Source organism: Elusimicrobiota bacterium (assembly GCA_016182905.1).
Classification (GTDB): Bacteria; Elusimicrobiota; Elusimicrobia; order UBA1565; family UBA9628; genus GWA2-66-18.
Genome location: JACPFR010000061.1, coordinates 1 through 26,184, shown reverse-complemented (window position 1 = coordinate 26,184; position 26,184 = coordinate 1). Strand labels below are relative to the sequence as shown.

The 26,184-nt window shown below is 68.1% G+C and carries 22 protein-coding genes and 1 tRNA gene; 10 read left to right on the top strand and 13 right to left on the bottom strand.

The genetic code is table 11. From position 1 onward, the window contains the following. From HYV14_18015 to aspS, 9 genes are all read left to right on the top strand, one after another. Positions 1-1,497 (top strand): UDP-N-acetylmuramoyl-L-alanyl-D-glutamate--2,6-diaminopimelate ligase, encoded by a 1,497-nt coding sequence (locus HYV14_18015; protein MBI2387886.1) that lies wholly within the window; start codon positions 1-3, stop codon positions 1,495-1,497. Beyond that, positions 1,494-2,846, top strand: a complete 1,353-nt coding sequence (locus HYV14_18010; protein ID MBI2387885.1) for a UDP-N-acetylmuramoyl-tripeptide--D-alanyl-D-alanine ligase — start codon at positions 1,494-1,496, stop codon at positions 2,844-2,846. Before HYV14_18015 ends, HYV14_18010 begins: the two co-directional genes overlap by 4 nt. A 1-nt stretch (position 2,847) precedes the next feature. After that, on the top strand, positions 2,848-3,933 hold the full coding sequence (locus HYV14_18005; protein MBI2387884.1) for a phospho-N-acetylmuramoyl-pentapeptide-transferase: 1,086 nt from the start codon (positions 2,848-2,850) through the stop codon (positions 3,931-3,933). Then, on the top strand, positions 3,930-5,318 hold the full coding sequence (gene murD, locus HYV14_18000) for a UDP-N-acetylmuramoyl-L-alanine--D-glutamate ligase (GenBank protein ID MBI2387883.1): 1,389 nt from the start codon (positions 3,930-3,932) through the stop codon (positions 5,316-5,318). The genes HYV14_18005 and murD overlap by 4 nt, the downstream gene beginning before the upstream one ends. Then, positions 5,315-6,433: a putative lipid II flippase FtsW gene (gene ftsW / locus HYV14_17995; GenBank protein ID MBI2387882.1), complete on the top strand. Its 1,119-nt coding sequence runs from the start codon at positions 5,315-5,317 to the stop codon at positions 6,431-6,433. Before murD ends, ftsW begins: the two co-directional genes overlap by 4 nt. Continuing rightward, complete coding sequence (locus tag HYV14_17990; protein ID MBI2387881.1) at positions 6,430-7,488, top strand: UDP-N-acetylglucosamine--N-acetylmuramyl-(pentapeptide) pyrophosphoryl-undecaprenol N-acetylglucosamine transferase; 1,059 nt, start codon at positions 6,430-6,432, stop codon at positions 7,486-7,488. Before ftsW ends, HYV14_17990 begins: the two co-directional genes overlap by 4 nt. Continuing rightward, positions 7,485-8,234, top strand: a complete 750-nt coding sequence (gene surE, locus HYV14_17985; GenBank protein ID MBI2387880.1) for a 5'/3'-nucleotidase SurE — start codon at positions 7,485-7,487, stop codon at positions 8,232-8,234. The genes HYV14_17990 and surE overlap by 4 nt, the downstream gene beginning before the upstream one ends. Positions 8,235-8,384: 150 nt before the next feature. Next, positions 8,385-9,074, top strand: coding sequence for a Crp/Fnr family transcriptional regulator (locus HYV14_17980; protein ID MBI2387879.1), 690 nt, complete (start codon positions 8,385-8,387; stop codon positions 9,072-9,074). 17 nt (positions 9,075-9,091) lie between these two features. Then, a complete protein-coding gene (aspS, locus tag HYV14_17975; protein MBI2387878.1) occupies positions 9,092-10,861 on the top strand; it encodes an aspartate--tRNA ligase in 1,770 nt (589 codons plus the stop codon). Here the strand turns inward: aspS and asnS are convergent. The 5 genes from asnS to HYV14_17950 all read right to left on the bottom strand — a co-directional run bounded on the left by asnS (position 10,858) and on the right by HYV14_17950 (position 16,291). Next, positions 10,858-12,243 carry an asparagine--tRNA ligase gene (asnS, locus tag HYV14_17970; GenBank protein ID MBI2387877.1) on the bottom strand — a complete coding sequence of 462 codons (1,386 nt, stop codon included), beginning with the start codon at positions 12,241-12,243 and terminating at the stop codon, positions 10,858-10,860. The genes aspS and asnS overlap by 4 nt on opposite strands. A 46-nt stretch (positions 12,244-12,289) precedes the next feature. After that, complete coding sequence (locus tag HYV14_17965) at positions 12,290-12,745, bottom strand: hypothetical protein (protein MBI2387876.1); 456 nt, start codon at positions 12,743-12,745, stop codon at positions 12,290-12,292. A 77-nt stretch (positions 12,746-12,822) separates the two neighbouring features. Next, positions 12,823-13,704, bottom strand: coding sequence for a M48 family metalloprotease (locus HYV14_17960; GenBank protein ID MBI2387875.1), 882 nt, complete (start codon positions 13,702-13,704; stop codon positions 12,823-12,825). After that, positions 13,701-14,165, bottom strand: coding sequence for a hypothetical protein (locus HYV14_17955; GenBank protein ID MBI2387874.1), 465 nt, complete (start codon positions 14,163-14,165; stop codon positions 13,701-13,703). The genes HYV14_17960 and HYV14_17955 overlap by 4 nt, the downstream gene beginning before the upstream one ends. A 2-nt stretch (positions 14,166-14,167) precedes the next feature. Continuing rightward, positions 14,168-16,291: an adenylate/guanylate cyclase domain-containing protein gene (locus tag HYV14_17950; GenBank protein ID MBI2387873.1), complete on the bottom strand. Its 2,124-nt coding sequence runs from the start codon at positions 16,289-16,291 to the stop codon at positions 14,168-14,170. Positions 16,292-16,380: 89 nt separating this feature from the next. Here HYV14_17950 and HYV14_17945 point away from each other — a divergent pair. After that, a tRNA-Ala gene (locus HYV14_17945) sits at positions 16,381-16,456 on the top strand. Between the two features lie 31 nt (positions 16,457-16,487). On the opposite strand, the gene mltG is transcribed toward HYV14_17945, so the two are convergent. The 8 genes from mltG to HYV14_17905 all read right to left on the bottom strand — a co-directional run. After that, complete coding sequence (gene mltG / locus HYV14_17940; protein ID MBI2387872.1) at positions 16,488-17,471, bottom strand: endolytic transglycosylase MltG; 984 nt, start codon at positions 17,469-17,471, stop codon at positions 16,488-16,490. Further along, on the bottom strand, positions 17,468-17,854 hold the full coding sequence (locus HYV14_17935; GenBank protein ID MBI2387871.1) for a response regulator: 387 nt from the start codon (positions 17,852-17,854) through the stop codon (positions 17,468-17,470). Before HYV14_17935 ends, mltG begins: the two co-directional genes overlap by 4 nt. Positions 17,855-17,874: 20 nt before the next feature. After that, positions 17,875-19,245: a HAMP domain-containing histidine kinase gene (locus HYV14_17930; GenBank protein ID MBI2387870.1), complete on the bottom strand. Its 1,371-nt coding sequence runs from the start codon at positions 19,243-19,245 to the stop codon at positions 17,875-17,877. After that, positions 19,242-21,245 carry a hypothetical protein gene (locus HYV14_17925; GenBank protein ID MBI2387869.1) on the bottom strand — a complete coding sequence of 668 codons (2,004 nt, stop codon included), beginning with the start codon at positions 21,243-21,245 and terminating at the stop codon, positions 19,242-19,244. The genes HYV14_17930 and HYV14_17925 overlap by 4 nt, the downstream gene beginning before the upstream one ends. Positions 21,246-21,248: 3 nt before the next feature. Further along, positions 21,249-21,650, bottom strand: a complete 402-nt coding sequence (locus HYV14_17920) for a gliding motility-associated C-terminal domain-containing protein (GenBank protein MBI2387868.1) — start codon at positions 21,648-21,650, stop codon at positions 21,249-21,251. 23 nt (positions 21,651-21,673) lie between these two features. Then, positions 21,674-25,036: a gliding motility-associated C-terminal domain-containing protein gene (locus HYV14_17915; GenBank protein MBI2387867.1), complete on the bottom strand. Its 3,363-nt coding sequence runs from the start codon at positions 25,034-25,036 to the stop codon at positions 21,674-21,676. Positions 25,037-25,121: 85 nt separating this feature from the next. Further along, positions 25,122-26,009 carry a hypothetical protein gene (locus HYV14_17910; protein MBI2387866.1) on the bottom strand — a complete coding sequence of 296 codons (888 nt, stop codon included), beginning with the start codon at positions 26,007-26,009 and terminating at the stop codon, positions 25,122-25,124. A gap of 22 nt (positions 26,010-26,031) precedes the next feature. Continuing rightward, positions 26,032-26,184, bottom strand: a 153-nt coding sequence (locus tag HYV14_17905; GenBank protein ID MBI2387865.1) for a hypothetical protein, incomplete at its 5' end; no start/stop codon positions are given.

The window sequence follows — 26,184 nt, the reverse complement described above, 5'->3', positions numbered from 1 at the left end:
GTGACGCTCGCCGAGCTGCTCCGCGCCGCGGCGACGCGGCGCGTCGCCGGGTCCGTGGACCTGCCGATCTCCGGCCTGCGCCACGATTCCCGCGAGGTCGCGCCGGGAGACCTGTTCTTCGCCATGCCCGGCGCCAAGACCGACGGGAACCGGCACGCGCGCCAAGCCCTGGAAAACGGAGCCGTCGCCGTCGTCAGCGAGCTCGAGCCTCCGCCTCCGCCCGCCGTCATCAAAGGCACCTGGGTCCAGGTGGAGGACATCGCCCTGGCCATGGCGGTCCTCTCCGATTCGTTCTACGGGCATCCGTCGGGGGCGATGACGATGGTCGGGGTCACCGGAACCAACGGGAAGACCACGACCACCTACCTTCTCGAGTCCATCGTCAAGGCGGCCGGAGGACGGCCCGCCGTCGCGGGGACGATCGAGAACCGGCTGGACGGGGAGCGGCTGGAGAAGTCGATCAACACGACGCCGATCTCGCTGACGCTGACGAAATTGCTGGCCAGATTCCGGGACGGCGGGGCGACGCACGGGCTGATGGAGGTCTCGTCGCACGCGCTGGCGCTCAAACGGGTCGAGAGCGTCGATTTCGATGCATGTATATTTTTGAATCTGACGCGGGACCATTTGGATTTTCACAAGACCGTGGACGCTTACTTCGACGCGAAGGCGAGACTTTTCGATCTGTTGGCGCGGGCCGACAACAAGAAATCCCCGAAGGTGGCGGCGCTCAATTTCGACGATCCCCGGGCGCATTTATTGGTCAAGAAGGCGGTGGACTGCGAGGTCATACGCTTCGGGCTGACGGAGGCCGCGACGGACCTCAAAGGGAATATAGGCAAAGCGGATTTGAACGGAACGGCATTTGGAGTAACCTTCCGGGGCAAACGGTATGACGCCCACCTGCGTCTCCCGGGGAGACACAACGTCGAGAACGCCATGGCGGCCGCCGCCGCCATGCTCGGATTGAACGTATCGCCTGAGAACGTTTTTAACGGCATTGCGGCGCTTCGCGCCGTACCAGGGAGGCTGGAATCGATATCGGAAGGACAGGACTTCCACGTATTCGTCGATTATGCCCACACTGACAGCGCCTTGGAGTCGATCCTCGCCCTTCTCCGTTCCTTGCCGCATCGCCGCATCATCACGGTCGTGGGATGCGGAGGCGATCGCGACAAGACCAAGCGCGGCCCCATGGGCGTCGCCGCGTGCCGCGGCGGGGATTTCGCTTACTTCACCAGCGACAATCCTCGTTCCGAAGACCCGGCGGCGATCCTTCACGACATCGAATCCGGAGTGAGCGCGGCTCATCTCCAAAATTATAAGATGATACCCGACAGGTCCGAAGCGATCGCCGCGGCGATCGCCGCGGCCCGGCCCGGCGACGTGGTGCTGATCGCCGGCAAGGGCCACGAGGACCAGCAGATTTTGCGAGACCGCACGATCCCGTTCGACGATCGCGCGGCCGCGCGCGAGGCTTTGAAGGCACTGAGATGAGGCTTGATCTGACGTGGGGCGAGTTCGCGCGGGCGGCCGGGGGGAGATTGACCCGCGGCGACGCCGCGGCGCCCGTCGACTCGTTGACGACCGACACCCGGAGCCTGAAGCCGGGGCAGGCGTTCTGGGCCCTGGTCGGGGAGAAGATCGACGCCCACTCGCTGCTGACCCCCGACTTCGCCGCCCGCGCGACGGGCTGGGTCGTCGCGGAGGGGAAGCTCGCCGCGGACGCGCCGCGACCCGGCCACGTCGTCGAGGTCCCCGACACGCTGAAGGCCCTGCAGGCCCTCGCCCACTTCCACCGCAAGCGCTTCGACATCCCCGTCGCCGGCATCGTCGGCTCGAACGGGAAGACGACGACGAAGGAGATGCTCAAGTCCATCTGCGCCCAGGTCGGCCCCGTGTGCGCGACCCCCGGCAACTGGAACAACGAGATCGGCGTGCCGCTGTCCGTGCTCGAGCTCCTGCCCGAGCACCGCTACGGCATCTTCGAGCTCGCCGCCTGCCGCAAGGGGGAGATCGCGGAGCTGGCGCTCGTGATCCAGCCGACCGTCGCCCTGCTCACGAACATCGGCCCCGACCACCTGGAGAGCTTCGGCACGATCGAGACCACGTTTCAGACGAACTCGGAGGTCATCGCGGTCCTCCCCGAGGACGGCGCGGCCGTGATCAACGCCGACGACCCGTGGCTGGCGGCGCTGGAGACCCGGCTGGGCGCGCGCGCGGTCACCTACGGGACGGGGTCGAGCTGCAAGGTGCGCATCGAGGGCAAGGACGGCCTGATCATCGACCGGCACCGCCTGACGGTCAAGCTGCGGGCCTTCGGAGAGTTCAATCGCTACAACGCCGCGGGCGCCGCCGCCGCGGCCTGGGCGATGGGCCTGGCGCCGGACGCGATCCGCGCCGGCCTCGAGGCGCACGCGCCGGGCATGCTGCGCCAGGAGCCGCTGGCGCACCCGAGCGGGGCCTCGCTCGTCCTCGACGCGTACAACGCCAACCCCGCGTCCATGCGCGCCTCCATCGCCGCCTTCTGCGAGGAGTTCCCGGCCCGGACGAAGACGCTCGTCCTCGGGGACATGAAGGAGCTGGGGCCCGATTCTCCCCGCTTCCACCGCGAGCTGGGGGAGTGGCTGGCCACCCTCGACCTGAAGGCCGTCTATCTGGCCGGCCCCGAGATGAAGCCGGCGGCCGACGCGCTGTCCGCCGCCAAGCCGCGCTTCGCGGTCGAGCACACGCTCGACGCGAAGTCCTATATCAAGGGGCTAAAATCCATGCTGACGATCCGAGACGCCGTGCTGTTCAAGGCGTCCCGCGCGATGCGGCTCGAGGAGCTCGCCAAGGCGCTTTAACATGCTCTATTACCTCCACCAGCTCCGCGACCTGTTCGGGCCGCTCAACGTCTTCCAATACATCACCTTCCGGGCCGGCGGCGCGGCCATGACGTCGCTCGCCGTCAGCCTGCTGCTCGGCCCCTCCCTGATCCGCGCCCTGCGCGAGCGCAAGGTCGGCCAGATGCAGCGCGCCGACGGGCCCCAGTCGCACCTCTCCAAGCACGGCACGCCGACGATGGGGGGCGCCCTGATCTTCCTCGCCGTCGTCGCCTCGACCTTGCTCTGGATGCGCCCCGACAACCGCTTCACCTGGCTGCTCCTGTCCGTGACGATCTGCCTGACGGCGATCGGCTTCTGGGACGACTACCTCAAGCTCATCAAGAAGGACGCCAAGGGCGCACCGTCCAAGGCCAAGTTCCTGATCCAGGTCCTCGTCGGCCTGGGCGTGACCACCTACCTCTCCGTGCAGCCGCCGAACGGCTCCTTCACCACGATGATGAACATCCCCTACGGCAAGGAGCTGTTCGTTGACCTGGGGGTGCTGTACTTCGCCTTCGCCGTCCTGATGATCGTCGGCTCCTCGAACGCGGTCAACCTCACCGACGGCCTCGACGGCCTCGCCGCGGGCACGGTCATGTTCTGCGCGCTGGGCTTCGCGGTGCTCGCCTACACCTCGGGCAACGTCAAGCTCGCGTACTACCTGCGCATCGTCCACGTCGAGGGCGCCGGAGAGATCGCCGTCTACCTCGCGGGCCTCATCGGCGCCTGCCTGGGCTTCCTCTGGTTCAACTCCTATCCGGCGCAGATCTTCATGGGCGACACCGGCTCCCTGTTCCTCGGCGGCGTCATCGCCGTCGTGGCGATGTGCGTGAAGCAGGAATTGCTCCTGCCGATCATCGGGGGCGTCTTCGTCCTGGAGACTTTGTCGGTGATCCTGCAGATGGCCTCCTTCAAGCTCCGGGGGGGCAAGCGCATCTTCCGCATGGCCCCGATCCACCATCACTTCGAGCTCGGCGGCCTCGCCGAGCCGAAGGTGACGGTGAGATTCTGGATCGTGAGCATCGTGCTCATGCTTGCCGCGTTGGCGTCCCTCAAGCTGCGATGAAGCCGTTCGATCCCAAGGCCTTCAAAAAGGGCAAGCTGGCCGGCGTCCTCGGTCTAGGCCGTTCCGGCCAGTCGGTGGCGCGCCTGTTGGTGAAAAAAGGCTTTAAGGTCTTAGGGTCGGACGTCCGGCCGAAGGCCGAATTGACGCCGATCTTAAAAACGCTGCCGAAGGCAGCGAAATGGGAGTGGAACGGTCACTCCAAACGGCTTCTCGCCTGCGCGTTCGTCGTTAAAAGCCCCGGCTTAAAACCCGACCTTCCTATTTTCAAGTCCCTCGCCGAGAAGGGAATTCCGGTCTATAGCGAGCTGGAGATCTCCTTGGCGTTCTCCAAAGCCAAGGCGGTGGTCGCCGTCACCGGCACCAACGGCAAATCCACGACGACGCAGCTGGCTTACGAGATCTTCAAAGCGGGCCTCCCGCGCGGCCGCAAGGCCCTGCTGGCCGGCAACATCGGCATCCCGGTCTCGGCCGTCGCGCCGTCCTCCAAACCCACGGACGTGATCGTCCTCGAGTGCTCGAGCTACCAACTCGAGGACTCCGCCCATTTCGAGCCCCGCGCCTCGGCCATCCTCAACCTTACCGCCGACCACCTCGACCACCACGGCTCCATGGCCGCGTACATGTCCGCCAAGGCCAAGGTCTTCCGCGAACAGGGCCCCGGAGACGCCTGTGTGTTCAACGCCGACGATCCGGCGGTCTATCGGCTCTCCCGCGAATGCCCCTCGCAGCGGCTTTACTTCGGGACGAAAGGCATCCATGTCCACGCTTGGGAAGAGGGGGGCAAGCTCCATTTCAAGCTTCCCGGCTCGAAGAAGGAGCTGGCCCTCGTCCCGCCCCGCCTCCCGGGCCGCCACAACCTCGAGAACGCGATGGCGGCGGGGCTCATGGGACTCGCGCGGGGGCTGAAGCCCGCGGCGATCCAGAAGGCGTTCAAGGCCTTCAAGGGCGTCGAGCACCGCATCGAGCCGTGCGGCGTCGTGCGCGGCATCGCCTGCGTCAACGATTCCAAGGCCACGAACGTGGACTCGACCATGGTGGCCCTCAAGGCGTACGAGCCCGGCGGCAAGCGCCTCCTGCTCGTCCTGGGAGGCCTGCACAAGGGCTTCCCCTACGGCCCGCTCAAGCCCTGGATCGAGAGGTCGGTGAAGGGCATCCTCACCATCGGCTCGGCCGCGCGCCGCATCGAGGAGGACCTCTCCGGCCTGGTGCCGATCTTCCCGTGCGGCGACCTGCGGACCGCGGTGGAGACCGGGCTCAAGATCGGGGAGAAGGGGGACACCTTGCTCCTGTCACCCGCCTGCGCCTCCTTCGACCAGTTCCAGGACTTCGAGGACCGCGGACGCCGCTTCAAGGCCCTCGTCGCCGCCGCGGCGAAGTCCCGGTGAAGCCGCGCGTCTCCGCGCGGCGCGGCGCGCCGATCGACTACGCGCTGTTCGGCGCGGTCATGGCCCTGCTCTTCATCGGCGTGGTCATGGTCTACTCCGCGAGCGCGATCTACGCCGAGAAGAACATCGGCAGCCCCCTGTTCTTCTTCCAGCGCCAGTTCGTCTGGGCGGTCATCTCGATCCTCGCGATGGGGGCGATGAGCCGGTTCGACTACAACCGCCTGCGCGAGTTCGTCATGCCGGTCTTCGCGATCACCTGCGCGACCTTGGTCGCCGCGCTGTTCTTCCCGGCGGTGGCCGGAGCCAAGCGCTGGATCCGCCTCGGCCCCGTCGGCCTCCAGCCCGCCGAGTTCGCCAAGCTCACCGCGATCCTGTTCCTCGCCGCCTACCTCGACAAGAAGCACAGCAAGCTCGGGAACTTCGTCCAGGGCATCGTCGTCCCGCTCTCCGTCGTGAGCGTCCTCCTCGTCCTGATCGGGCTCGAGCCCGACCTCGGCACGCCCTTCCTGATCTTCTGCGTCTCGATCCTGACCTTGTTCGTCGCCGGCGCGCGCTGGCAGTCCATCGCCGGCGCGCTGGCCCTGGCCGTGCCCGTCGTGGCCGAGGAGCTGTGGCGCAAGCCCTACCGCCGGGCGCGCCTGCTCAGCTTCCTGACGCCGTTCGAGAACATCAAGGGAGCGGGCTACCAGCTCTCGCAGTCCATCCTCGCCGTCGGCTCAGGCGGCTGGACCGGGAAGGGCGTCGGCGCCTCGAAGCTCAAGCTGATGTACCTGCCCAAGCCGCACACCGACTTCATCTTCCCGGTCATCTGCGAGGAGCTGGGGCTCATCGGCGCCGCCGTCGTCCTGGCCCTGTTCGCGACCATCCTCGTCCGGGGGGTGCGCATCGCGCGCGCGGCCCCCAACCTGTTCGGGACCTTGCTCGCCGCGGGCGTCTCCTTCTCGATCGTCATCCAGGCGTTCTTCAACATCGCCATGTCGATCGGGCTCCTGCCGACGAAGGGCATCCCGCTGCCGTTCATCTCCTACGGCGGCTCGTCCCTGCTCGCGACGATGATCGGCGTCGGCGTGGTCCTCAACATCTCGCGCCAGACGCGCGCGGAGTCCCTCAAATGAGGCGCGTCCTCATCGCGGCGGGCGGCACCGGGGGGCATTTCTACCCGGGGCTCGTCGCCGCCCAGGAGTTGAAGGCGCGCGGGTGGGAGCCGCTGCTCATCGTGAGGAAGGACGACCCCGCGAAGGAACGCCTGGAGAAGGCCGGCCTGGCGTGCCTCGAGGCGGACCTGGGCGGGATGCCGCGCAGCCTCGGCCCCGGCCTCGTCGCTTTCGCGGCGAAGCTGATCGCGAGCATGCGGCTGATGTCGCGGGTCACGAAGGACTTCAAGCCGGATCTCGCGTTGGGGATGGGGGGATATCTGACCTTCCCGGTCGCGTACGCGGCGTGGAGGCGGGGGATCCCGATCGCGCTGCACGAGTCGAACGCGATACTCGGGCTGGCGAACAAGGCGGGGGCGATGTTCGGGGCGACCTTGTTCTGGGGGCTGCCGCCGGCGGACGGCAGCGGCAAAGTGGTGGGGACTCCCGTGAGACCGGCGTTATACGGGCGCAGGGACGCGGCGGAGGCGAGACGAGCCCTCGGCCTCGATCCGGCGCGGAAGACCATCCTCGTTTTCGGGGGCTCGCAGGGGGCGAAGGCGCTGAATCTGGGAGTGGGGCCGGCGATGAAGAAGGCCGGCGTCGACGCGCAGGTATTACATCTCGCCGGGAAGGGCAAAAGCGAAGAGACGCTCGACGCGTATAAAACGGCCGGGTTAACGGCAACGGTTCTTGATTATCTCGACGACATGGCGTCCGCTTACGCGGCCGCCGATGTCGTCGTGTGCCGTTCGGGAGCGAGCACTCTCGCCGAACTGGCGGCGCAACGGAAAACGGCGGTATTGGTTCCGTACCCTCACGCGGCGGCGGATCATCAGGACGCCAATGCCCGCGTGTTTGAAAAAACGAAAACGGCGTTGAGGATTCCTGAGACGGACCTTTCCGACGACCTCGGACCTGCGCTGGCCAAAATGTTAGAATCGCGAACGGCGGAGGGGCATCACGACCTCGAATTGCCTCCGGCGGATAAGACGACCTCGTTGTTCGTTGACGAGCTCGAAAAGTTGGTCTTATGAAAAAGCGCCCCAGAATACTCGTTTGTAATGATGACGGCATCCACGGCCCCGGATTGCCCGCGCTTATCGCCGCCATGCGGCGCATCGGCACCGTGACGGTGTCGGTTCCTGACCACGAACGCTCCGCCGACAGCCACTCTCTGACGCTCCATAAGCCGATCCGCATCCGCAAACAATCCGAAGGCGTGTACGCTTTGAACGGCAGCCCCGCCGATTGCGCGCGCTTCGGGATCCTCGAGATCCTCAAGAACAAGGTGGACCTCGTCGTCAGCGGCATCAACCGCGGCTACAACCTCGGAGAGGACGTCATCTACTCCGGCACGGTGGCGGCCGCGATGGAGGCCACTTTGCTCAAGGTCTCCGCGATCGCGCTGTCCATGGATCCCGACGGGAAGGACTACCGGCCCGCGGCGGCCTTCGCCCAGCGCCTGGCGCGCCAGGTGCTCGTGAAGGGCCTGCCCAAGGGCGTCTGCCTCAACGTCAACTTTCCCGCCCGAGCCGGCAAGACCTACAAGCCCGGCGTGCCCGCCAAGCTCGGGCGGCGCATCTACGGCACCGACGTGACCCGCCGCTCCGACCCGCGGGGCCTCGAGTACTACTGGCTCGCGGGAAGGCACGTCACGGGCGTGGACGAGCCGGGGACCGACGTCGGCGTGGTCTCGAAGGGCCTCGTCTCGGTGACGCCGCTCAAGATCGACAGCACCGACACGAACATGCTCCAGGCCCTGTCGTCCTGGCGACTCTAAGCGCCGCAAGGCCTCTTTCGAGCCGAGCGGCTGTTTCCGGAAACAGCTACTATTTGACGATGACCATTCCCCGGGAACGGCGATCATCGATAGCAAATCGGCGGAACCCCGCCTTGAACGCCCCCAGGCAAGAAAGCTAATATCGGACCCATGAACGGCGCCCGCCTACTCAAGAAGATCCCCTTCCTCTCCGCGTTGAGCTCGAAGCACCTCAACGAGGTGTTCCGTCTCGCCGAGGAGCTGGACCTGGGCACGCGCCAGTCCGTTTTCGCCAAGCGCCAGGACTCGGACGCGATGTACATCGTCTTGTCGGGCCGGATAAAGATCTTCACGAATTCCGCCTCCAAGAAACGGAAGACGTTCGCTTATCTCAAGGAAGGGGACTTTTTCGGCGAGATGTCCTTGCTCGAGGGCACCACGCGCACCGCGGCGGCCCAGGCCGTCGAGCCCTCGCGCCTGCTCGTCATCCGCAAGAAGGACTTCCAGCGCCTGCTCGCCAGCGACCCGAAGCTGGCCCTGTACCTGCTCCAGACCGTCTGCGAGCGCCTGCGCCGCGCCAACGAGGAGATCGAGGGCCTGCTGTTCCGCAACATCCTCGGCCGCGTCGCCAAGGCCATGCTCGACCTCGGGCGCCGCTCGGGCGAGACGACCCACGGCGGCGCCATCGTGCTCAAGGACCGCTTCACCCAGCAGGAGCTCGCCGACGTCGTCGGCACCACCCGAGAGCCCCTCACCCGCGCGCTGTCGTCCCTGCGCCGCGCCGGCCTCGTCTCGCTCGACGACGGCCGCTACACCATCCCCGCGCCCGACAAGCTCGCGGGGCTCTGCATCGAAGCCTGACCCCTCCGAGGTAACAGATGTCCAACGCCATGCGCACCCACGACGCCGGGATCCTCGACGCCTCCTTCGCGGGCAAGGCCGTCCGCGTCGCCGGCTGGGTCCACTCCCGCCGCGACCACGGCGGAGTGTACTTCTTCAACGTGCGCGACCGCTCCGGGCTGCTCCAGGTCGTCGTCCATCCCGAGAAGGCCGAGGCCTTCCTGGCCGCCGCCAAGCTCGGCGCCGAGTTCGTCGTGAGCATCTCGGGCACGGTCCAGCGGCGCCCCAAGGGGGCCGAGAACTCCAAGCTCCCGACGGGCGAGATCGAGCTCAACGCCGACAGCGTCACCGTCCTGAACACGAGCAAGGTCCTGCCGTTCGAGATCGACGAGCACATCACCGTCAACGAGGAGTCCCGCCTCAAGTACCGCTTCCTGGACCTGCGCCGCGCGCGCATGCTGCGCAACCTGACCGTGCGCCACACGATCGCGATGGCCGCCCGCAACGCGCTGGCCTCCGAAGGCTTCCTCGAGATCGAGACGCCCTGTCTGACCAAGGCCACGCCCGAGGGCGCGCGAGACTTCCTCGTGCCCTCGCGCATGACGCCCGGGACCTTCTACGCCTTGCCCCAGTCTCCCCAGATCTTCAAGCAGATCCTGATGGTCTCCGGCGTCGAGAAGTACATGCAGATCGCGCGCGCCTTCCGCGACGAGGACCTGCGCGCCGACCGGCAGCCGGAGCACACCCAGATCGACGTCGAGATGTCCTTCGTCGAGGAGGCGGACGTGCACGCCGCCTGCGAGAGGATGATGAAGGCGATCTTCAAGGCCGCCATCGGCTTCGATCTGACGATCCCATTCCCGAGACTCGACTACTTCGAGGCGATGCGCCGCTTCGGCTCCGACAAGCCGGACCAGCGCTACGGCTTCGAGATCGTCGACCTCTCCGCCGAGCTCAAGGGCTGCGGCTTCAAGGTGTTCGCCGGCCCGGTGGCGGAGGGGGGCGTCGTGCGCGCGATCACGTGCTCGAGCGTCTACTCCCGCGCCGAGATCGACAAGCTCACCGACCTGGCCAAGGTGTACGGCGCCAAGGGCCTGGCCTGGATCAAGTGGACCGCGACGGGCCCGGAGACGCCCATCGCCAAGTTCCTGACGCCGGAGGATTTCGAGGCGATCAAGGCCAAGACCGGCGCGAAGCCCGGCGACACGACCTTTTTCGCCGCCGACAAGGAGATTGCGGCGTCGACCGTGCTGGGCGCCATCCGCAAGGAGATCATCGCCCGGCTCAAGCCCGAGCCCTCGACCCCGTGGCATTTCTCCTGGATCACGCACTTCCCGCTGCTCGAGTGGGAGGCCGAGGAGAAGCGCTGGACGTTCGCCCACAACCCGTTCACGCGTCCGCTCGACTCAGACGTCCCCAAGCTCGACTCGGACCCCGGCTCGGTGCGCAGCCATCAGTACGACCTGGTGCTCAACGGCGTGGAGCTGGCCAGCGGCTCGATCCGCAACCACAGCGGCGCGATGCAGCGCAAGATCCTGGGACTCATGGGCTTCGACGAGACCGAGCAGCAGCGCCAGTTCGGCCTCCTGCTGTCCGCGCTCGACTTCGGCGCCCCGCCGCACGGCGGCTTCGGCATGGGCCTCGACCGCCTCACCGCGCTCCTGTGCGGCGAGGACTCGATCCGGGACGTGATCGCCTTCCCGAAGACCCAGAAGGGGACCGACCCCCTCTCCGAGGCCCCGGGCCCCGTCAAGGACAAGCAGCTCAAGGAGCTGCACATCAAGCTGGACCTGCCTAAGACCGCCTAGAACTTGGCGTTGCCGGGCACGCGCGGGCAGAGCTGCACGTCGCGGATGTTCTCGATGCCCGTGACGTACATCAGCAGGCGCTCGAAGCCCAGGCCGAAGCCCGCGTGCGGGACCGTGCCGTAGCGGCGCAGGTCGGCGTACCACGAGTACGTTTCATGGGAGATTCCGGTCTCCTTCATGCGCTCCAGCAGCTTGTCCAGGCGGTGCTCGCGCTGGGAGCCGCCGATCAGCTCGCCGACGCGCGGCACGAGCAGGTCCATGCAGGCGACCGTCTTCTGGTCGTCGTTGCAGTACATGTAGAACGGCTTGAAGCTGCGAGGGTAGTTGATGACGAACACCGGCTTCTTGGCGTACTCCTCGGTGAGGTAGCGCTCGTGCTCGGTCTGCAGGTCCTTGCCCCAGGAGATGGGGTGGTCCCATTTGCGGCCGGCGCCCTCGAGGATCTTGACGGCCTCGGTGTAGTCGATGACGCCGAACTCCGCCTTGGCGACGGCCTCGAGCTTGGCGCGCAGGCCCTTCTCGACGCGCTCGTCGAAGAACTGCAGGTCGCGGGCGCAGCGCTTGAAGGCGTGCTCGATGAGGTGCTTGACGAAGGCCTCGGCCAGGCCCATGTCGTCCTTGAGGTCGGCGAAGGCGGCCTCGGGCTCGATCATCCAGAACTCGGAAGCGTGTCTGGGCGTGGTCGACAGCTCGGCCCGGAAGGTCGGGCCGAAGGTGTAGACCTTGGACAGCGACATCGCGAGGATCTCCGCCTCGAGCTGGCCGGAGACCGTCAGCGAGCACTTCTCGCCGAAGAAGTCCTTCGTGAAGTCGACCTTCCCGTCCGGCCCGCGGTGGGGCTTCTCGGCGTCGAGGGTGGTGACCTGGAACATGGCGCCGGCGCCCTCGCAGTCGGAGGTGGTCAGGATCGGGGAGTGGCACATCACGAAGCCGCGGCTATGGAAGAACTCGTGGACGGCGTACGACATCTCCGAGCGGACGCGGAACACCGCCCCGAACGTGTTCGTGCGCGGGCGCATGTGCGCCACGCCGCGGAGGAACTCGAAGGAGGTGCCGGCCTTCTGGACCGGGGAGGAGGGGTCGCACTCGCCGAGGATCTCGATGGAGGAGGGCTCGAGCTCGAGAGACTGGCCCTTGCCCTGGGAGGGGATCAGCTTGCCCGAGACGGCCAGGGACGCGCCGGTGATCTGCTTGAGGATGTGGTCCCGTCCGGTAAAGTCGGCCGGGACCACGACCTGGATAGAATCGAACGTCGAGCCGTCGTTCAAATGGACGAAGCCCACGCTCTTCGACTCGCGCACCGACTTGATCCAGCCCGCGACCGTCACCGCGTCGCCCGCCTTGCCCGTCTCGAGGACCGCCTTGATCTCGCTTCGCTTCATGACGGAGATTATGCCAAATCGGCCGTCGGAACGCGGAGCGGGGGCCCTAGTAGCGCTTGGGATAGACGGATTTCTTGTCTTCCTTTTTGAGGAGCTCGAGCAGGCGTCCCTCCTTCATCTTCTTCGGCTTCGGCTCCTTGTACGGAGGCTCCGCGAGCTTGCCCTCCGGCGCGGCGACCTCCGGCGGAGGGCAGGAATTGTGGGTGGGGCCCATCACGAGAGCCGAGGGATCGCGCACGTTCAGCGGGGTGATGATGTCGACGCTTTCCCCGGGGACGTCGCCGGGGGCCGCCTGCGGCGATGTCTCGGCCGGGGAGGGAGCGGGCTTGTGGGGACCGACGAAGGTCGAGTCGACCATCTCCGTGCCCGACGCGTCCTTCGCCGCCGCCGAGGCGGAGGCCGACAGCTCCTGATACGAGCGTCCGGCCTGGAAGCACGCCGCGCACAGCAGGAGCCCGACGCCGACGCGAACGACCGAGCCCGCCAAGGGAGGGGTTTTCATGACCACAGCATGCCCCCGGAACCCTGTTTTTGCCGTTAAAAACCGGCAAAACGAAGGCAAAGCGTCGGTAAGCCCGGTCAGAGCTGGACGGCCGCCGAGAAGCGCCGGCCGCGCTCGGAGGAGCGCTTGTAGCCGGACGCGGGAGACAAGGCGCCGAGCTCGGCCTCGCGCTTGGAGGGCGAGGGGTGGGTCTTGAACATCCCGCCGCCGCCCGAGCCCTCGGCCTTCTCCATGCGCTCGAGGAAGGCCTTCAGCGCGCCCGGGTCGTAGTTCGCGGCCTTGGCGTACTGCGCGCCGAACTTGTCCGCCTCGTACTCCTTGTCGCGGCTGTAGCCGTTGACGACGAGCTTGTTGACGACGTCGTCGACCGCGCCCTCGAAGGCGCTGGTCAGCCGGCTGACCTGCTGCGGGGTGTAGTTCTTCGCCGCCTCGGAGCCGAGGATGGCGAAGGCGCTCGTCAGCCGCGAGGTCTGGATCGTCTTGAGGCCGTGCTTCTTGGCGACGTGCGCGACCTCGTGGGCGAGCACGCCCGCGAGCTCGTCCTCGCTGCGCACGAGCTCGAGCATGCCCTTCGTCACGAAGATGAACCCGCCGGGCGCGGCGAAGGCGTTGATCTCGTCGGACGCCAGCACCTGGACGTGGTAGCCCTTGAACGTCGAGGGCCGGTCCGAGGCGAGCGCGACGGCCTGCGTCACCTTCTGCGCGTAGGCGTTCAGCCCGGGATCGTTGAGCGGCTTGTAGCGGGTCAGGACCTGCGCGGCGACGGCCCGACCGATGTAGTACTCCTCGCTCTCGGAGATCTCCGCGAAGCCCTTGCGGACCTGGTTGACGCCCTTGGCGACCTTGGTCAGGTCGACGTTCGAGTTGATGCGCCCGCCGGTCATCGAGCTCACGTCGAGGTTCTGGAAGCCCTGGCAGCCGGCGAGGACGAGGACGTTCAGGAGGAGAAAGCGCTTCATTTGGAGCCTCCCTCGCCCAGCAGGCCGCCCGCGCGGAGGAAGTCGAAGAGCTCGCCCTCCGGGACGGAACGCCGCTCCATCGCGTTGACGGCCGCGAAGTTCACGGCGGCGCCGTTCTTCTCGCCGTAGGACTTCTCGACCTGGGCGTTGAAGCCCTTGCCGGCGAGCGTGACCTCGTCGGCGGTGGCGGAGCCGCCCACGCCGGCGCCGCCGGAGACGCTGGCCTTGCGCGTCGTGACCGCGCTCGAGTGGATGTACCCGGAGCCCGTCTTGTGGAAGCCGGACTCCAGGCCCTCGCTCTCGAGCTTCTGGCCGAGGCGGGCGACGCCGACCGACGGCGAGTAGGACTGCGGGCGCTTGCGCAGCGCCGTCTCCTGGACGAGGACGGTTATGGTCGCGGAGAAAGCAACGGCCGCCGAACAAGCCAACGCAGCCGACGCGAGCAGCAAAGTTCTTGTCATTCCTATTTCTCCGTTAGGGCGTTGGAGCCGTCCCAGTCGGCGGGCGGCGGCTCCTTGAGGTAGCGTTCGCAGCGTTCGAGATAGTTCTCGCAGGCATGATCATGACCGTATTTGTCGACGACGGAAGTGAAGATTTCGACGGCCGCGGGGAACCGGCGCGACCGGAAAGCCGCCAAACCGCTTTCGAAGAGCCTAGCTTTTTCGATAAGGGCCGGTTCCGTCTCTCCTTTGAGACCCAGCAGTTCGTAGACCCGGATCGCCTCGCTCTTGCCCTTCACCTTCACGAAATCGAGCTCGCGCACCTCGACGGCGGCGCCGGCCCCCCTGCGGGTGCTCTCGGAGATCAGGATGTAGGTGCCGTAGGCCTTGTTGGCGCCCTCCAGGCGCGAGGCGAGGTTGACCGCGTCGCCGATGGCGGTGTAGCTGAAGCGCTTGGGGGAACCCATGTTGCCGATGATCGCCGGGCCCGTGTTCAGGCCGATGCGGTTGCGCACGGGGGGGTAGCCCAGGCCGTCGAACTCGGCCTTGAGCCCCGCGAGTTTCTTCTGGTTGGCGAGCGCGACCTTGCAGGCGACCAAAGCGTGCCCCTCGCAGGGCAGCGGCGCGCCCCAGAAGGACATGATCGCGTCGCCGATGTACTTGTCGAGGGTGCCCCCGGAGTCGAGCACGGTCTCCGTCATCTCGCCCAGGTAGCGGTTCATCAGCTGGGTGAGCTTCTCGGGGCCGAGCTTCTCGGAGAAGCTCGTGAAGCCCTCGATGTCGGAGAAGTAGAAGGTCGCCTCGCGGCGCTCGCCGCCGAGCGCGAGGGCCTCGGGACGCTCCGCGATCTGACGGACGACCTCGGGAGAGAGGTAGAACGAGAACGCGCCCTGGATGTAGCGCTTCTGCCGGCCCTCGACGGCGTAGCTCCAGGCCGAGGCGGCCGCGAAACCCAGCCACAGCGCGAGCTGAGGGGAGGCCAGGTCGAGCCAGACCCTCCGCGAGAAGGCGGCGCAGGACGCGCCGAGGAGCAGCCCGCTCGAGGCGAGCATCACGCCGAGCGCCCAGCCCAGGTGGGAGGAGAGCCGCGACGAGGCGCCGGCCAGGACGAGCGCGAGCGCGACCAGGCCGAGCACGAAGGCGCGCGGAGCGCGGGTCAGCCCGTCGCCGTGCATCAGGTTGTCGGCCGCGGCGGCGACGATCTCCGTGCCGGGGAACACGGGATCGATCGGGGAGGGATGGTTGTCGAGCAGGCCCGGCGCGCTCATGCCGATGAAGACGACCTTATCCTTGAACAGCGCGGGATCCAGCGGCGGCTTCGTCTTCTCCGCGAGCGAAACGAAAGACGTCACGAGGTCCGAGAAGTGATAGGACTCGTAGGTCTTCAGCGGCGAGGTCTTCGCCGTCAGCCCCTTGCCGTGGAAGCGCACGAGCAGGCGTCCGTCCGTGAGCCGCGGGGCGAGCTCGTCGAGCGTCTTGCCCGTCGCGAGCATCGCCGCGGCCGCGGGCAAGGTCGGGTAGAGCCGGCCGCCGAGCGAGACGAGGACCGGGACGCCGCGGAAGACCCCGTCGAGGTCGGCCTCCGCCTTCGTGTCGCCGAGCGCGCGCGCGCCGGACAGGAGCGGGGCGATGGGCAGGCGGACCGACGCGCGCTTGGCCGCCCCGGCGGCGAGCGCGGGCCCGGCCGCCGCGGCGAACCGCGCCGGGGCGGCCTCGGGCCGGCGCGGATCGGCCTTGGCGTCGGTCTCCATGGCGAGGACGACGACGCCCGCGTCCTTCACGGCCGCGCCCAGCGCCGCGTCGAGGCTGACCTCGCCGGCGTTCGTGAAGAGCACGTCGAAGACGACGGCGCGCGCGCCCGCGTCCTTCAGGAAGGACAGCGCCGGGACGTAGATGTCGCGCGGCCAGGGCCAGGCGTTGTGGTCCTTCTCGAAATAGTCGAGGCTCGCCTGGTCGATCGTGACGTGGACGATGGCGGGGTCGCTCCGCGAAGGGTCGGCGAAGCGGCGCGCGCGCCAGTCGAGGGTCTTCAGCTCCACGCCCTGCATGACCTCGGTCGAGCGGGAAGCCAAGGCCAGGCCACCGACGGCGGCGAGCAGCGCGATGAGGGGGATTAGGCCGCGGAGACGCTTCGTCAGGTTCGGCACCGGGCGATACTAGCGAATTTGCATCGTCTCGAGGAGTAGGCGCCTCCGCGCTGGACGAAGCCCCCGGTTTCTGGCATAATATGCGCGTCGGGCGTGTAGCTCAGCTGGGAGAGCGCATCCTTCGCAAGGATGAGGTCGCAGGTTCAATCCCTGTCACGTCCACCAGATTTGAAGGCCCCCGCGCGGGGGCCTTTTTTTATTTGCCCGCCGCCTCGCGCTTGAGCTTCTCCTTGATCTTGCGGAGCTCCTTCTTATAGAGCATGCGCGCCTTGGAGTGCTCCTCGTTGGTCTCGGAGAACAGGTGGCCGCCCGTGGTGTCGGCGACGAAGTACAGGGCGGAGGTCTTGGCGGGGTTGAGGACGCCCCTGAACGACTCGAGGCCCGGCGAGCAGATGGGCCCGGGAGGCAGGCCGCGGCGGATGTAGGTGTTGTACGCGGACGGCGTCTGCAGGTCGGAGCGGGTGAGGCCCTTCTTCCAGTACCCCAGGTTGAGCGCGTACTGCACCGTCGGGTCGGCCTGCAGGGGCATCCGCTTCTTGAGGCGGTTGAGGTACACGGCCGCGATGATCGGGCGCTCGGCCTTGAGCACGGCCTCGCGCTCGACGATGGACGCCAAGGTCAGCGCGTCCTCGAAGGAGAGCTCCGGCCGCGGAGCCGCCGCCGCCCAGGCGTCGCCGATCTGCCTGCGGAACTCGGCCTCCATCGCGGAGGCGGCCTTCTCGGCGCCGTAGCCGGGGGGGAACTGGTAGGTGGAGGGGAAGAGCTTTCCCTCGAGCTTGCGCTCGGCGACGACCTTCAGGAACTCGCCGGCGTCGGCGATCCCGGCCTTCTCCAGGCGCTCGGCGATCTGGCTCGCCATGAAGCCCTCGGGGATGGTGATCTTCATGTCGTCGGTGAGCCCGAGGGTGAGCTTGCGCGCGACGACCGTCGGCCACTCCCGCTCCCGCAGGGTGTACGAGCCGGGCTTCAGATGGCGGTCGAAGCCCGTGACCTTGAGGATGACGCGGAAGACGAACACCGACTGGACGACGCCCTTGGCCCCCAGGAGCTCCGCGGTCTTCCGGGCGCCGAGGCCCCCGGGGATGTCCACGCGGACCGGCGCCCCCGGCCGCACGGCCCACGCGCCCGCCAGGAGGAGGGCGAGCGCCGCGGCGCATGCGAGCAGGGCTTTGCGGCTCACGCGGCTTTCTTCTCCGTGCGCCGGAGCGCGGCGCGCACGCGGGCCAGGAGCTCGGGCGCCCGGAACGGCTTGACGACGAAGTCGTCCACGCCGAAGTGCAGGGCCTCGAGCTCCTCGTCGGCGGTCTGCTTGACCGTCAGCATGAGCACGGGAATGTCCTTGAGGGACGGCTCGGCGCGCATCGCGCGGCAGAACTGCTCGCCGTCCATGCGCGGCATCATCCAGTCCACCAGGACGATGTCCGCGGGCTTCTCCTTGATCAGCCGCAGCCCCTCCTCGCCGTCCTTGGCGAGGCGGACGTCCATCCCGCCGCCGCGCAGGACCTCCTGGATGATGATGCGGTAGTCTTCCTCGTCGTCGATGACCAGAACCGATGTCGCCATGATGTTTGCTCCTCCCGCGGCTACGCCGCGACCTTCAGCGAAAAACTGATGCGAGTGCCCTGCCCCGGCGCCGACTTCACCTCGATCTTGCCGCCGTGCTGATCGACGATCGATTTCACGATGTACAGGCCGAGGCCCGTCCCTTTATGGCCCGTCACGCCCTCCGAGATGTTCCGTCCCTGCGTGAACGGCTGGAACAAACGGTCCCGGTCCGCGGCGTCCATGCCGCGCCCGGTGTCGCCGACCGTCACCTCGATCCAGCGCGAGCCGCCGTCGCGGAACTGCTCGCCGGAGACCCAGACCTGCCCGCCCGCGGCGGTGAACTTCAGCCCGTTGGCGATGAGGTTCACGAGGACCTGGCGCACGCGGTCGGCGTCGCCGATGACGGAGGGCAGCGCGGTCAGGCGGTTGGAGATCGTGACGCCCTGCTGCAGCGCCTTCGCCTCGAAGAACTGGCAGACCTCGTTGGCCACGAGCGGCAGCTCCATGGGCCGCAGCACGCATTCCATCTTGCCCTTCTCGATCTTGGCCACGTCGAGCAGGTCGTTGATGAAGCCCGACAGGCGGTGGACGTTGACTTGGATGCGCTCGAGGAACTCCTTCGACTGGGCGAAGCCCTCGGGCGTCCCGGCGGAGATCTTCTCCCGGATGAGCTGGAGGAAGCTCTCGATGGCGCCGAGGGGGGAGCGCAGCTCGTGGGTCACGGAGGAAACGAAGTTCCGCTTGATCGAGTCGAACTCCTCGAGGCGTCCCGACATGGCGTTGAACACCCGCACGAGGCCGCCGAGCTCGTCGTCGGACTCCCAGGCGAGCCTGCCGCCGAGCTTGCCGGCGCCGATCTCGCCGGCCAGACGGCTCAGCTCGACGATCGGCCGGGTCAGGCTGCGGGCGATCAGGAAGGAGACCGCGAGCCCCAGGAGGCTGGCGACGGCCCAGACCAGCAGGATGATCTTCGCCAGGCGCTGGTTGGCCTCCAGGAACGGGGCCCACAGGACGCCTTCGTCGAGCTGCAGGCTCACCTCGACGGTCCTCTCGGGATCGGAGGGGTCCGCGACGGTGAAGCGCGAGGGACGCGTCCGCGCGCCGAAGGCCACCGCACCGACCGTCGCGTACCGCTCCCGCCCCTTCGCCTTCCAACGTATCTGCGCCTGGGCGATCGCGGGGTACTGGGCCTGGAGGAACTTCAGGTAGCTCAGCAGCGCCACGTCGTCCTTCTGGATCAGGGAGTCCGCCGCGGCCCTCTCCACGCTCACCGCGATCGTCGCCGCCAGGGCGCGAAGGTCCCGCTCCTGGTACTGGTTGCGCACCGCCAGCACGCCCCAGCCGAGCAAGGCCGTGGAGACGACCTGGAGCAGGAACGTGCTGACGACGAGCCTCGCGCGGATGGTCACTTCTTGCCGCCTCCCGAGATGATCTCGGACTGCACGCGGTCGAGGGCGCGCCGCGCCGAGGTGTTGTTCGGCTCGGACTCGATGATGCGCCGGAAGGCCGCGGCGGCCTCGGTGAGCTTGCCCTGCGCGTAGAAGTCCACGCCGGTCTCGTATAGCCGCTCGATCTCGACCGGGGTCAGGCCGGTCTGCTTCGGCTCCGGGGCCTTCGTCGCCGGGGCCGCCTCGCGCCTGCCGCGCTCGATGAGGGCCTGGAGCGCGTCGACGTAGTTCTTGATCTGCTTGCGCGAGTCGGAGTCGGTCTCGAGCTTGTACGCCGAGCGCAGGGCCTTGAGGGCCTCCGCGTTGCGCTTGAGCGCGTAGTGCGCCGCGCCCAGGCGCTTGTAGGCGAGCGCGTTGGCCGGGTCGAGCTCAAGCACCTGGTCCGCCAGCTTCACGACGCGCTCGAAGTCGCGCTCGCGGAGCGCGACCTCCATCAGGGCCATCGTGCCGCCGACGACCTTCTCGGCGCCCATCGTCGGGGCCTGGCCCGCCTCGACGACCGCCGGGCCCTCGCGGACCACGCCGGTCTTCGCCTCGACGGCCTTCGCGAGGCGCTCGATGCGCTCGTCGGTCGGGCTGAGGCTGCCCGCGTAGGCGAGCTTGCGCAGCGACGCCTTGGCGTCGCCCGCCACGAAGTCGAGCGCGCCCTCGTAGATGGCCGCCTGCGCCGCGTCGGTCTGGAAGTCCTTGAGGACGGGGAACACCTCGGCGACGGTGGTCATGCGCTCGAGGCTCTGCTGCAGGCGCGGGTCCTTCGGCTTGAGCGACACCGCCTGGCCGAGCTTGTCGGCGGACTCGGCGTAGCGGCCGGCCGTCGCGTCGAGCTTCGCCTGGCGGAGGAACTCGTCGATCGCCGTGCGCTTGTACAGCGCCAGGTCCTCGAGCTGGTAGCGGAAGTCGGGGGTGCCGACCGCAGCGAGGTCACGCAGGTTCTCGAGGATGGCCTCGGAGAAAGCGGCCTCCGCCTGCTTCGCCCGCCCGAAGCGCAAAGTGAGGCCGAGGCGGTGGGAGCCGGAGGTCGCGGTCAGGCCGCCGATCGGCAGGGCGAAGCCGTAGTCGAACTGCATGCGGCTGATCTTGTAGGAAAGCCCGAAGCCCATCTGGCGGAAGTCCCGGCTGCCGGTGGACAGCGAGCCGCGCACGCCGAACGAGCCGTGCAGCAAGGTCGGCAGCCACTTCTCGGCCGCGACCGCGACGATCTTGTCGGTCGTGCCGTCCGGGGCGCTCTGCAGGCGCACGTCGCCGGTCAAGGTCGAGAACGGCGTCTTGTAGGCGCCGCCGAGCTTCACGTTGCGGCCGAGCTTGTCGGACTCCGCGAAGCCGACGTTCGGCTCCATCAGGTGCTGGATCATCAGGCCGACGGTCCAGCGGGACTTGACGCGCCACAGGAAGCCCAGGTCCGCGTCGAGGTTGCCCTTCGACGCGCCCTGGAGCACGGGGTCGGCCGTGCCCGTGGCGACGCCCGTGTTGGAGATGCCGTTGGCGGCCTCTCCCGTGCCGCCGACGGAGCGGTTGAGGTACTTCAGCGTGCCGCCGAGGTAGTACTTGTTCGGCGAGGTCCGCGCGAAGAGGCCACGGCTGTAGGACGCCATCAGCTGGCTCTCGCGGTACAGGCCGCCCACCGTGAAGTAGTTCCAGCCCGCGCCGAAGGTCCCGCGCCGGCCGCCCTCGAGGGGATGGGCGTAGGCGATGAACGAGTTCGACGGGTTCGAGCCGTCCGAGAGCCCGGTCAGGAGCTTGGAGTAGGTCGTCCCGAGCTCGGGGCGGTCCAGCGTGCCGAGACCGGCGGGGTTGTAGTACACGGAGTAGGCGTCGTCGGCGACGGCCGTGTAGGCATGGCCGAGCCCCGACACGCGCGCTCCGACGCCCACGTCTTCGTAGGCGGCCATTGCGACCCTAGGGTAGCAAGCCGGGAGGACGAGGGTCAACGCGACGATGAGCCGGCTGTTCATGTTTTTCATGGCTTACCTCACCACCAGGAAGGTGCCCGCGTAGGTCTTGCCCTCGGATTCGATCCGGTACACGTAGAGGCCGCTGCGCACGGCGCCCTCCGACGTCCGTCCGTTCCACCACGCGTGCTGCGGGAGCGTCCCGCCCGCGCAGCCCGCCAGCGGCGCGCGCACGTGGCTCATCGACGCGACCTCCGCGCCGAGGAGGGTGTAGATCCGTCCGCTGACGCCGGAGTCGGAGAAGTTGTCGTAGCAGACGAAGAAGCGGTCGTTGATCGAGTCCCCGTTCGGCGTGACCACCCGGGTGAGGGGGCCGAAGAACCGGAACCCGCCCGACTGAGCGTGGATTTGAACGGCCGAGAGGAGAGCCAGCAGGCCCGCCGCCAGCGCCGTCATGATCGTCTTCTTCGAGTTCATATCGCTTCTCCTGTCAATGGACGTCAACGCGCCACCACCACGGTTCCCGTGTAGGTCTTCCCGTCGCCCTCGATCTTGTACACGTACACGCCGCTCGTCGCGGAGCGGCCGTTCATCTTGCCGTCCCAGACCACGGTGTTGGGAACGAGGCCCGGCGCCATGTCCGCCACGAAGGCGCCCGTCATGTCGTAGATCCGCCCGCGCGCGACGACGCCGCGGGGGCCCGGGTCGTAGGTGAAGATGATGAGGTCGTTGAGCCCGTCGCCGTTGGGGGTGACGACGCGGCCGGACACGTTCGAGAGGTCGAACACCGCGCCGTCGGCGCGGAACAGCGAGCGGATCTGGTAGAGGCCCAGGTTGGGGGACTCGACCGTCACGGTCTGGCTGTTGGCGTCGACATTGCCGTACATCTTCTTAAACTCGCTGCCGTTGTACCAGTACATTCCGACGTTCTTCGGGGAGACCGAGGCGGGCGCGGCGCCGGCGCCGGACGCGGCGACCGAGAGCCCGGTGACCGGGGCCGTCGTCGGGACGACGACGCCGCCGTCGGTGTCGAAGTGCAAAGTGACGCGCGCGGGCTTGGGCAAGGTGAAGCCCTTGATCTCGGTCGCGCCGTTCAAGAAGGCCGTCCACTTCGCGGACTGGAAGACGGGACCGCCCGCGTCCTCCGGGCGGCGGGCCGCCATGATGCGGATGTCGCCGCCGAGGCCGTTGGTCGCGGCGTTGAGGATCAGGGAGTTCGCGGCGTCGAGCGTCAGCATGCTTCCCGAGGAGTCGACGGTGAAGAGGCGCTGGCCCAGCGACGAGACGGTCAGAGTGTTCGTCGAGATGCCCTGCGTGTTGTAGGACTTGATGTGGTAGTAGTAGCCGAGGCCTCCCGTGCCGTTGACGAGGCTGGTCGTGATGTAGGGGAGGCTCGAGACGTGCACGAACTCGAGGGCGAGGGCGTCGGTCGAGCGGAAGACGCTGTAGCCGATCAGCTCGTCGGCGTCCCACGTTCCCGTGCTGAAGAACGGCGACCCGTCCCCGAAGCGGGTGACCGGCGACCACGCCAGCGTCACGTCGGCCGGCGTGGCGGACACCGTCACGCCGAGCGGCTCCATCGGCAGGATCGTGTAGGGCATCGCGGCGGCGGTCGAGGACGCGACGGACTCGTTGCCGCGCAGGTCGCGGGCGACGAGGCGGTAGTAGTCGGTCACCTTCGCCGCGAGCGGGGCGTCGACGTAGCCCGTGCCGGTCGTGGTCGTCACGGCGACGAACGCGACGAGGTCGGTCGAGCGCTCCAGGCGGTAATAGGCGAAGTCGAGGCCCTTGCCGGCCGCGGACAGATCGGCCCAGGCGAGCGTCGCGCTGCGGTTGCCCGCGGCGGCCGTCAGGCCCGAGGGCGTCGACGGCGCCAGACTGCGAGGCATGACGGCGGCCTGGAACGTCCCGGTGGACTTCATGTCGATCTCCGAGACCTGGCCGGTGGCGTCGATCGACCTGACCGCGAAGTACCAGGTCGCCGCGGGGAACAGGCCGCCGATCACGCGGGACTCGATCGCGCCGGGCGCCAGCGCCGGGCCGAACGCCGCCGAGGACGCGGCCGCGGTCCAGGTCGTCGTGCTGCCCAGCGACGCGGCGGAGAACGTCGCGAAGCGGACCTCGTAAGACGCGATCGCGATCAGGTTCGTGTTCAGAGGCGCGGTCCAAACGAGCGCGACGTCTCCCTCGGCGGTCCCGGGCAGGGCCGTCAGGTCCGTGACGGCGTCGGGGGGATTGGGAACGTACAGGGGCACCGCTCTCGCGTCGAGGTTGCGGCCCTCCGAGGGAACGCGCAGCCACGCGCCCGTCAGCGTCGGCGTCGAGCCGTCCACCAGGCGGATCGCGAAGTAGTGCGTGACGAACGGCAGCAGGCCGGTCGCGGAGACGTTCATGGCCCCGCCGCCGCCGCCATAGGCCGGGATCGCGACGGTCGAGATCGCCTGCAGGTCCTGCGCGGCGGCGTAGTCCGTGGCCCCGTTGATGAAGCCCAAGGTCGAGACCTTGATCTGATAGGACACGGGCGCGGTCACCGACGAGACGTAGGGCTCGGTCCACGACAGAGTGACCCCGGTCGCCAGCGGGCCCGAGGCCCCGGCGAGGTCCGTCACCGGCGCCAGACCGCGGGCCCGGACCTCCGTCTGCGCCCCGGAGCTGAGGACGTCGAGCGCGCCCGTCCCCGTGTTGTTCGTCGCCTCCACGCCGAAGTAGTAGCGGACGCCGGGACCGAGGGTCAGCACGGCGCTCACGTCGGAGCCGGGAGCGCCGGGGGCGGCGAGCACGGTCGAGCTCGACAGCGCCGCCGCGCGCCACGCCGCGGTGCTGCCGCCGACCGAGGCGACCGAGAAGGTCGCGTGGAAGACGCGGTAGGAAGCCAGGATCGGCGGGGTCGGGGCGGTCCAGGAGAGCGACACCTCCCCGTCTCCGGGGCCGGCGAGGCCGGTCAGGTTCGTGACCGGAACGGGAGGCAAGCCGCTCGCCAGGGCGAAGTTGAGCGGGTTCAGGCCCGCGGCGACGTTGCGCACCCAGACGCCGGCGAACGAGCCCGCGTCGCGCTCGCGCACGGCGAAGGCGTAGCCGATGCCCGGCGTGAGGCCCGTGACCGTCATCGACGCCAGGCCGCCCCACGGCCCGGGGGCCGGCGGCGGCGACGGGGAGAGCGCGGAGAGGGGGGCGGCCGCGTCGAACTCGGCGTTGCTCGAGATCTGGCCCATGGAGGAGATCCTCACGTCGTAATACGCGGGGTCGATCTGGCCGTTGCGGCGCGGGTGCGTCCACGACAGGGTGATCAGGCCGACGTCGGTGCCTCCGGTGGTCACGGCGGTCAGGTTGGAGACGCCGTCGATGCCCTTGACCGGCACGACGGCCTGATCGACCAGGCTCTTGAGGTTCGAGTCCGACTCCGAGAGATTCGACGAATCGTCGGTGCTCTTGATGCCGAAGTAGTACGTCACGCCGGGCGACAGGCTCATCAGCAATGCCTGCGGATTGCCCGGCGGAAGCGGCGCGGGAGCGCCGGCCACCGGCGTCGACAGCGCGAACCACGCCGTCGTGTCGTTGCCCAAGTCCGCGACGCTCAGCGTCGAGGAATGGATGGTGTAGGACACCACGGGCACGGCCTTGGGACCCACCCCGAAGCTCTCGTCCGGCGCGGTCCATTGCAGCAGGGCCTGGCCTTCCGCTCCCGCCGTCCCGGCGAGGTCCGAGACGGGATGGGGCGGGTAGATGTCCGTCGGAGTCGCGCGCACCTCGAATTGCGAGGAGTCGTTGGCCGGGACCGTGTCCGCGCGGGAGGGCGTGGGGGCGGCCAGGAGGACGGCAAGCAGCCCCGCGCCGGCTGACGACAGCCGGAGCCAGGCGCTCATCCTCCCGAGCGCGACACCCATCGCGGACTTCCGCGGTGTTCGGTGCATCTACGTCCTGTGCGTCTCCATGGTCATTTTTTCATCCTTACTCGATCTGCACGTAGACCCGGTTCGACATGTTCACCACCGTCCCGATCGGCAGCGCGAGCTGGACCAGGAACGCCACCTTCTTGCCCTTCAGGCTCTCCGGTACGTCGAGCATCAGCTTGATGTCCTTGAGGCTCTCCGCGTCGACCGTCACCGTGTCGGGCACGAACTTGGCCCAGCTGACGTCCTCGGGCGTCTCGTAGCCCTCGGGCTTGCTGCCGGACCACGGAACCGCCTTGACCGTGAGGACGAGCTCCTTGTCGTCGCGGTTGGTCAGCTTCAGCGACTTCTTCTCCTGCTTCTTGACGTCGTAGCTCCCGGCCTTCGCCTGCAGGACGTACAGCGCCGACGGCCACAGCTCGTAGTTGAGCTCCACCATCTGCTTCTGTCGCTCCTCCTCGGCCAGGGTCTCCGGACCCTTTCCGATCGAGAAGCGGACGTTGCTCTTGACCCCGGCGGCCATGAAGCCCGTGTTCATCGTGTGGGCCCATATGACGCCGTGGAAATGCCGGCCGATGTACTTCGGGTCGTCGGGCACCTTGATGGTCAGGTCGCTGAACGCCGGCTCGCCCGGCCCCAGGATCGCGCGGCTCGGGCTGAGCTGCAGCCAGCCCGGGTCCGGGATGGCCTCGTACGGCGCGACCATCTCCTTGGGCTCCGGAGGCACGACCTCCAGCACGACCTCCACGGGCGAGTCGCCGCGGTTCTTCACCGTGTACGGGATGCCCTTGAGCTCGCGCAGGTTGTAGCTCCTGCCCGGCTTGAGGTTCTCCAGCACGACGTTGATGAACTGCGAGGACAAGCCCACCTTCGCGCGTCCCGCCGCGGCCAGGCACAGCAGCATGGCCGCCGCCCCGAGCGCCGTCTTCGTCGTCTTCATGTTCATGCGTTCTCTCTCCTGATCCGTTTTAGAGTCCCATTCCGGTCACGGCCGTCACGGTCACCGTGAACGCCGCCTGCTCGTCCGTCGACGTCGTCGAGGGCGTGCGCGAGCGCAGCCACAGCTTGAACGTGTCCGACGCCGAGCGCCCGTCCACGTCCTGGTACTCCGAGTGCGCCGT

Excerpts from the sequence above, each read along its gene's own strand:
- HYV14_17980 (MBI2387879.1), top strand. The coding sequence starts at position 8,385 with ATGAACGGCGCCCGCCTACTCAAGAAGATCCCCTTCCTCTCCGCGTTG.
- HYV14_17960 (MBI2387875.1), bottom strand. The coding sequence starts at position 13,704 with ATGAAGCGCTTTCTCCTCCTGAACGTCCTCGTCCTCGCCGGCTGCCAG.
- HYV14_17955 (MBI2387874.1), bottom strand. The coding sequence starts at position 14,165 with ATGACAAGAACTTTGCTGCTCGCGTCGGCTGCGTTGGCTTGTTCGGCG.
- HYV14_17920 (MBI2387868.1), bottom strand. The coding sequence starts at position 21,650 with ATGAACTCGAAGAAGACGATCATGACGGCGCTGGCGGCGGGCCTGCTG.
- HYV14_17965 (MBI2387876.1), bottom strand. The coding sequence starts at position 12,745 with ATGAAAACCCCTCCCTTGGCGGGCTCGGTCGTTCGCGTCGGCGTCGGG.
- HYV14_17935 (MBI2387871.1), bottom strand. The coding sequence starts at position 17,854 with ATGGCGACATCGGTTCTGGTCATCGACGACGAGGAAGACTACCGCATC.
- HYV14_17910 (MBI2387866.1), bottom strand. The coding sequence starts at position 26,009 with ATGAACATGAAGACGACGAAGACGGCGCTCGGGGCGGCGGCCATGCTG.
- murD (MBI2387883.1), top strand. The coding sequence starts at position 3,930 with ATGAAGCCGTTCGATCCCAAGGCCTTCAAAAAGGGCAAGCTGGCCGGC.
- HYV14_17990 (MBI2387881.1), top strand. The coding sequence starts at position 6,430 with ATGAGGCGCGTCCTCATCGCGGCGGGCGGCACCGGGGGGCATTTCTAC.
- HYV14_18010 (MBI2387885.1), top strand. The coding sequence starts at position 1,494 with ATGAGGCTTGATCTGACGTGGGGCGAGTTCGCGCGGGCGGCCGGGGGG.
- HYV14_18005 (MBI2387884.1), top strand. The coding sequence starts at position 2,848 with ATGCTCTATTACCTCCACCAGCTCCGCGACCTGTTCGGGCCGCTCAAC.
- HYV14_17925 (MBI2387869.1), bottom strand. The coding sequence starts at position 21,245 with ATGAAAAACATGAACAGCCGGCTCATCGTCGCGTTGACCCTCGTCCTC.
- HYV14_17915 (MBI2387867.1), bottom strand. The coding sequence starts at position 25,036 with ATGAGCGCCTGGCTCCGGCTGTCGTCAGCCGGCGCGGGGCTGCTTGCC.
- aspS (MBI2387878.1), top strand. The coding sequence starts at position 9,092 with ATGTCCAACGCCATGCGCACCCACGACGCCGGGATCCTCGACGCCTCC.
- surE (MBI2387880.1), top strand. The coding sequence starts at position 7,485 with ATGAAAAAGCGCCCCAGAATACTCGTTTGTAATGATGACGGCATCCAC.
- asnS (MBI2387877.1), bottom strand. The coding sequence starts at position 12,243 with ATGAAGCGAAGCGAGATCAAGGCGGTCCTCGAGACGGGCAAGGCGGGC.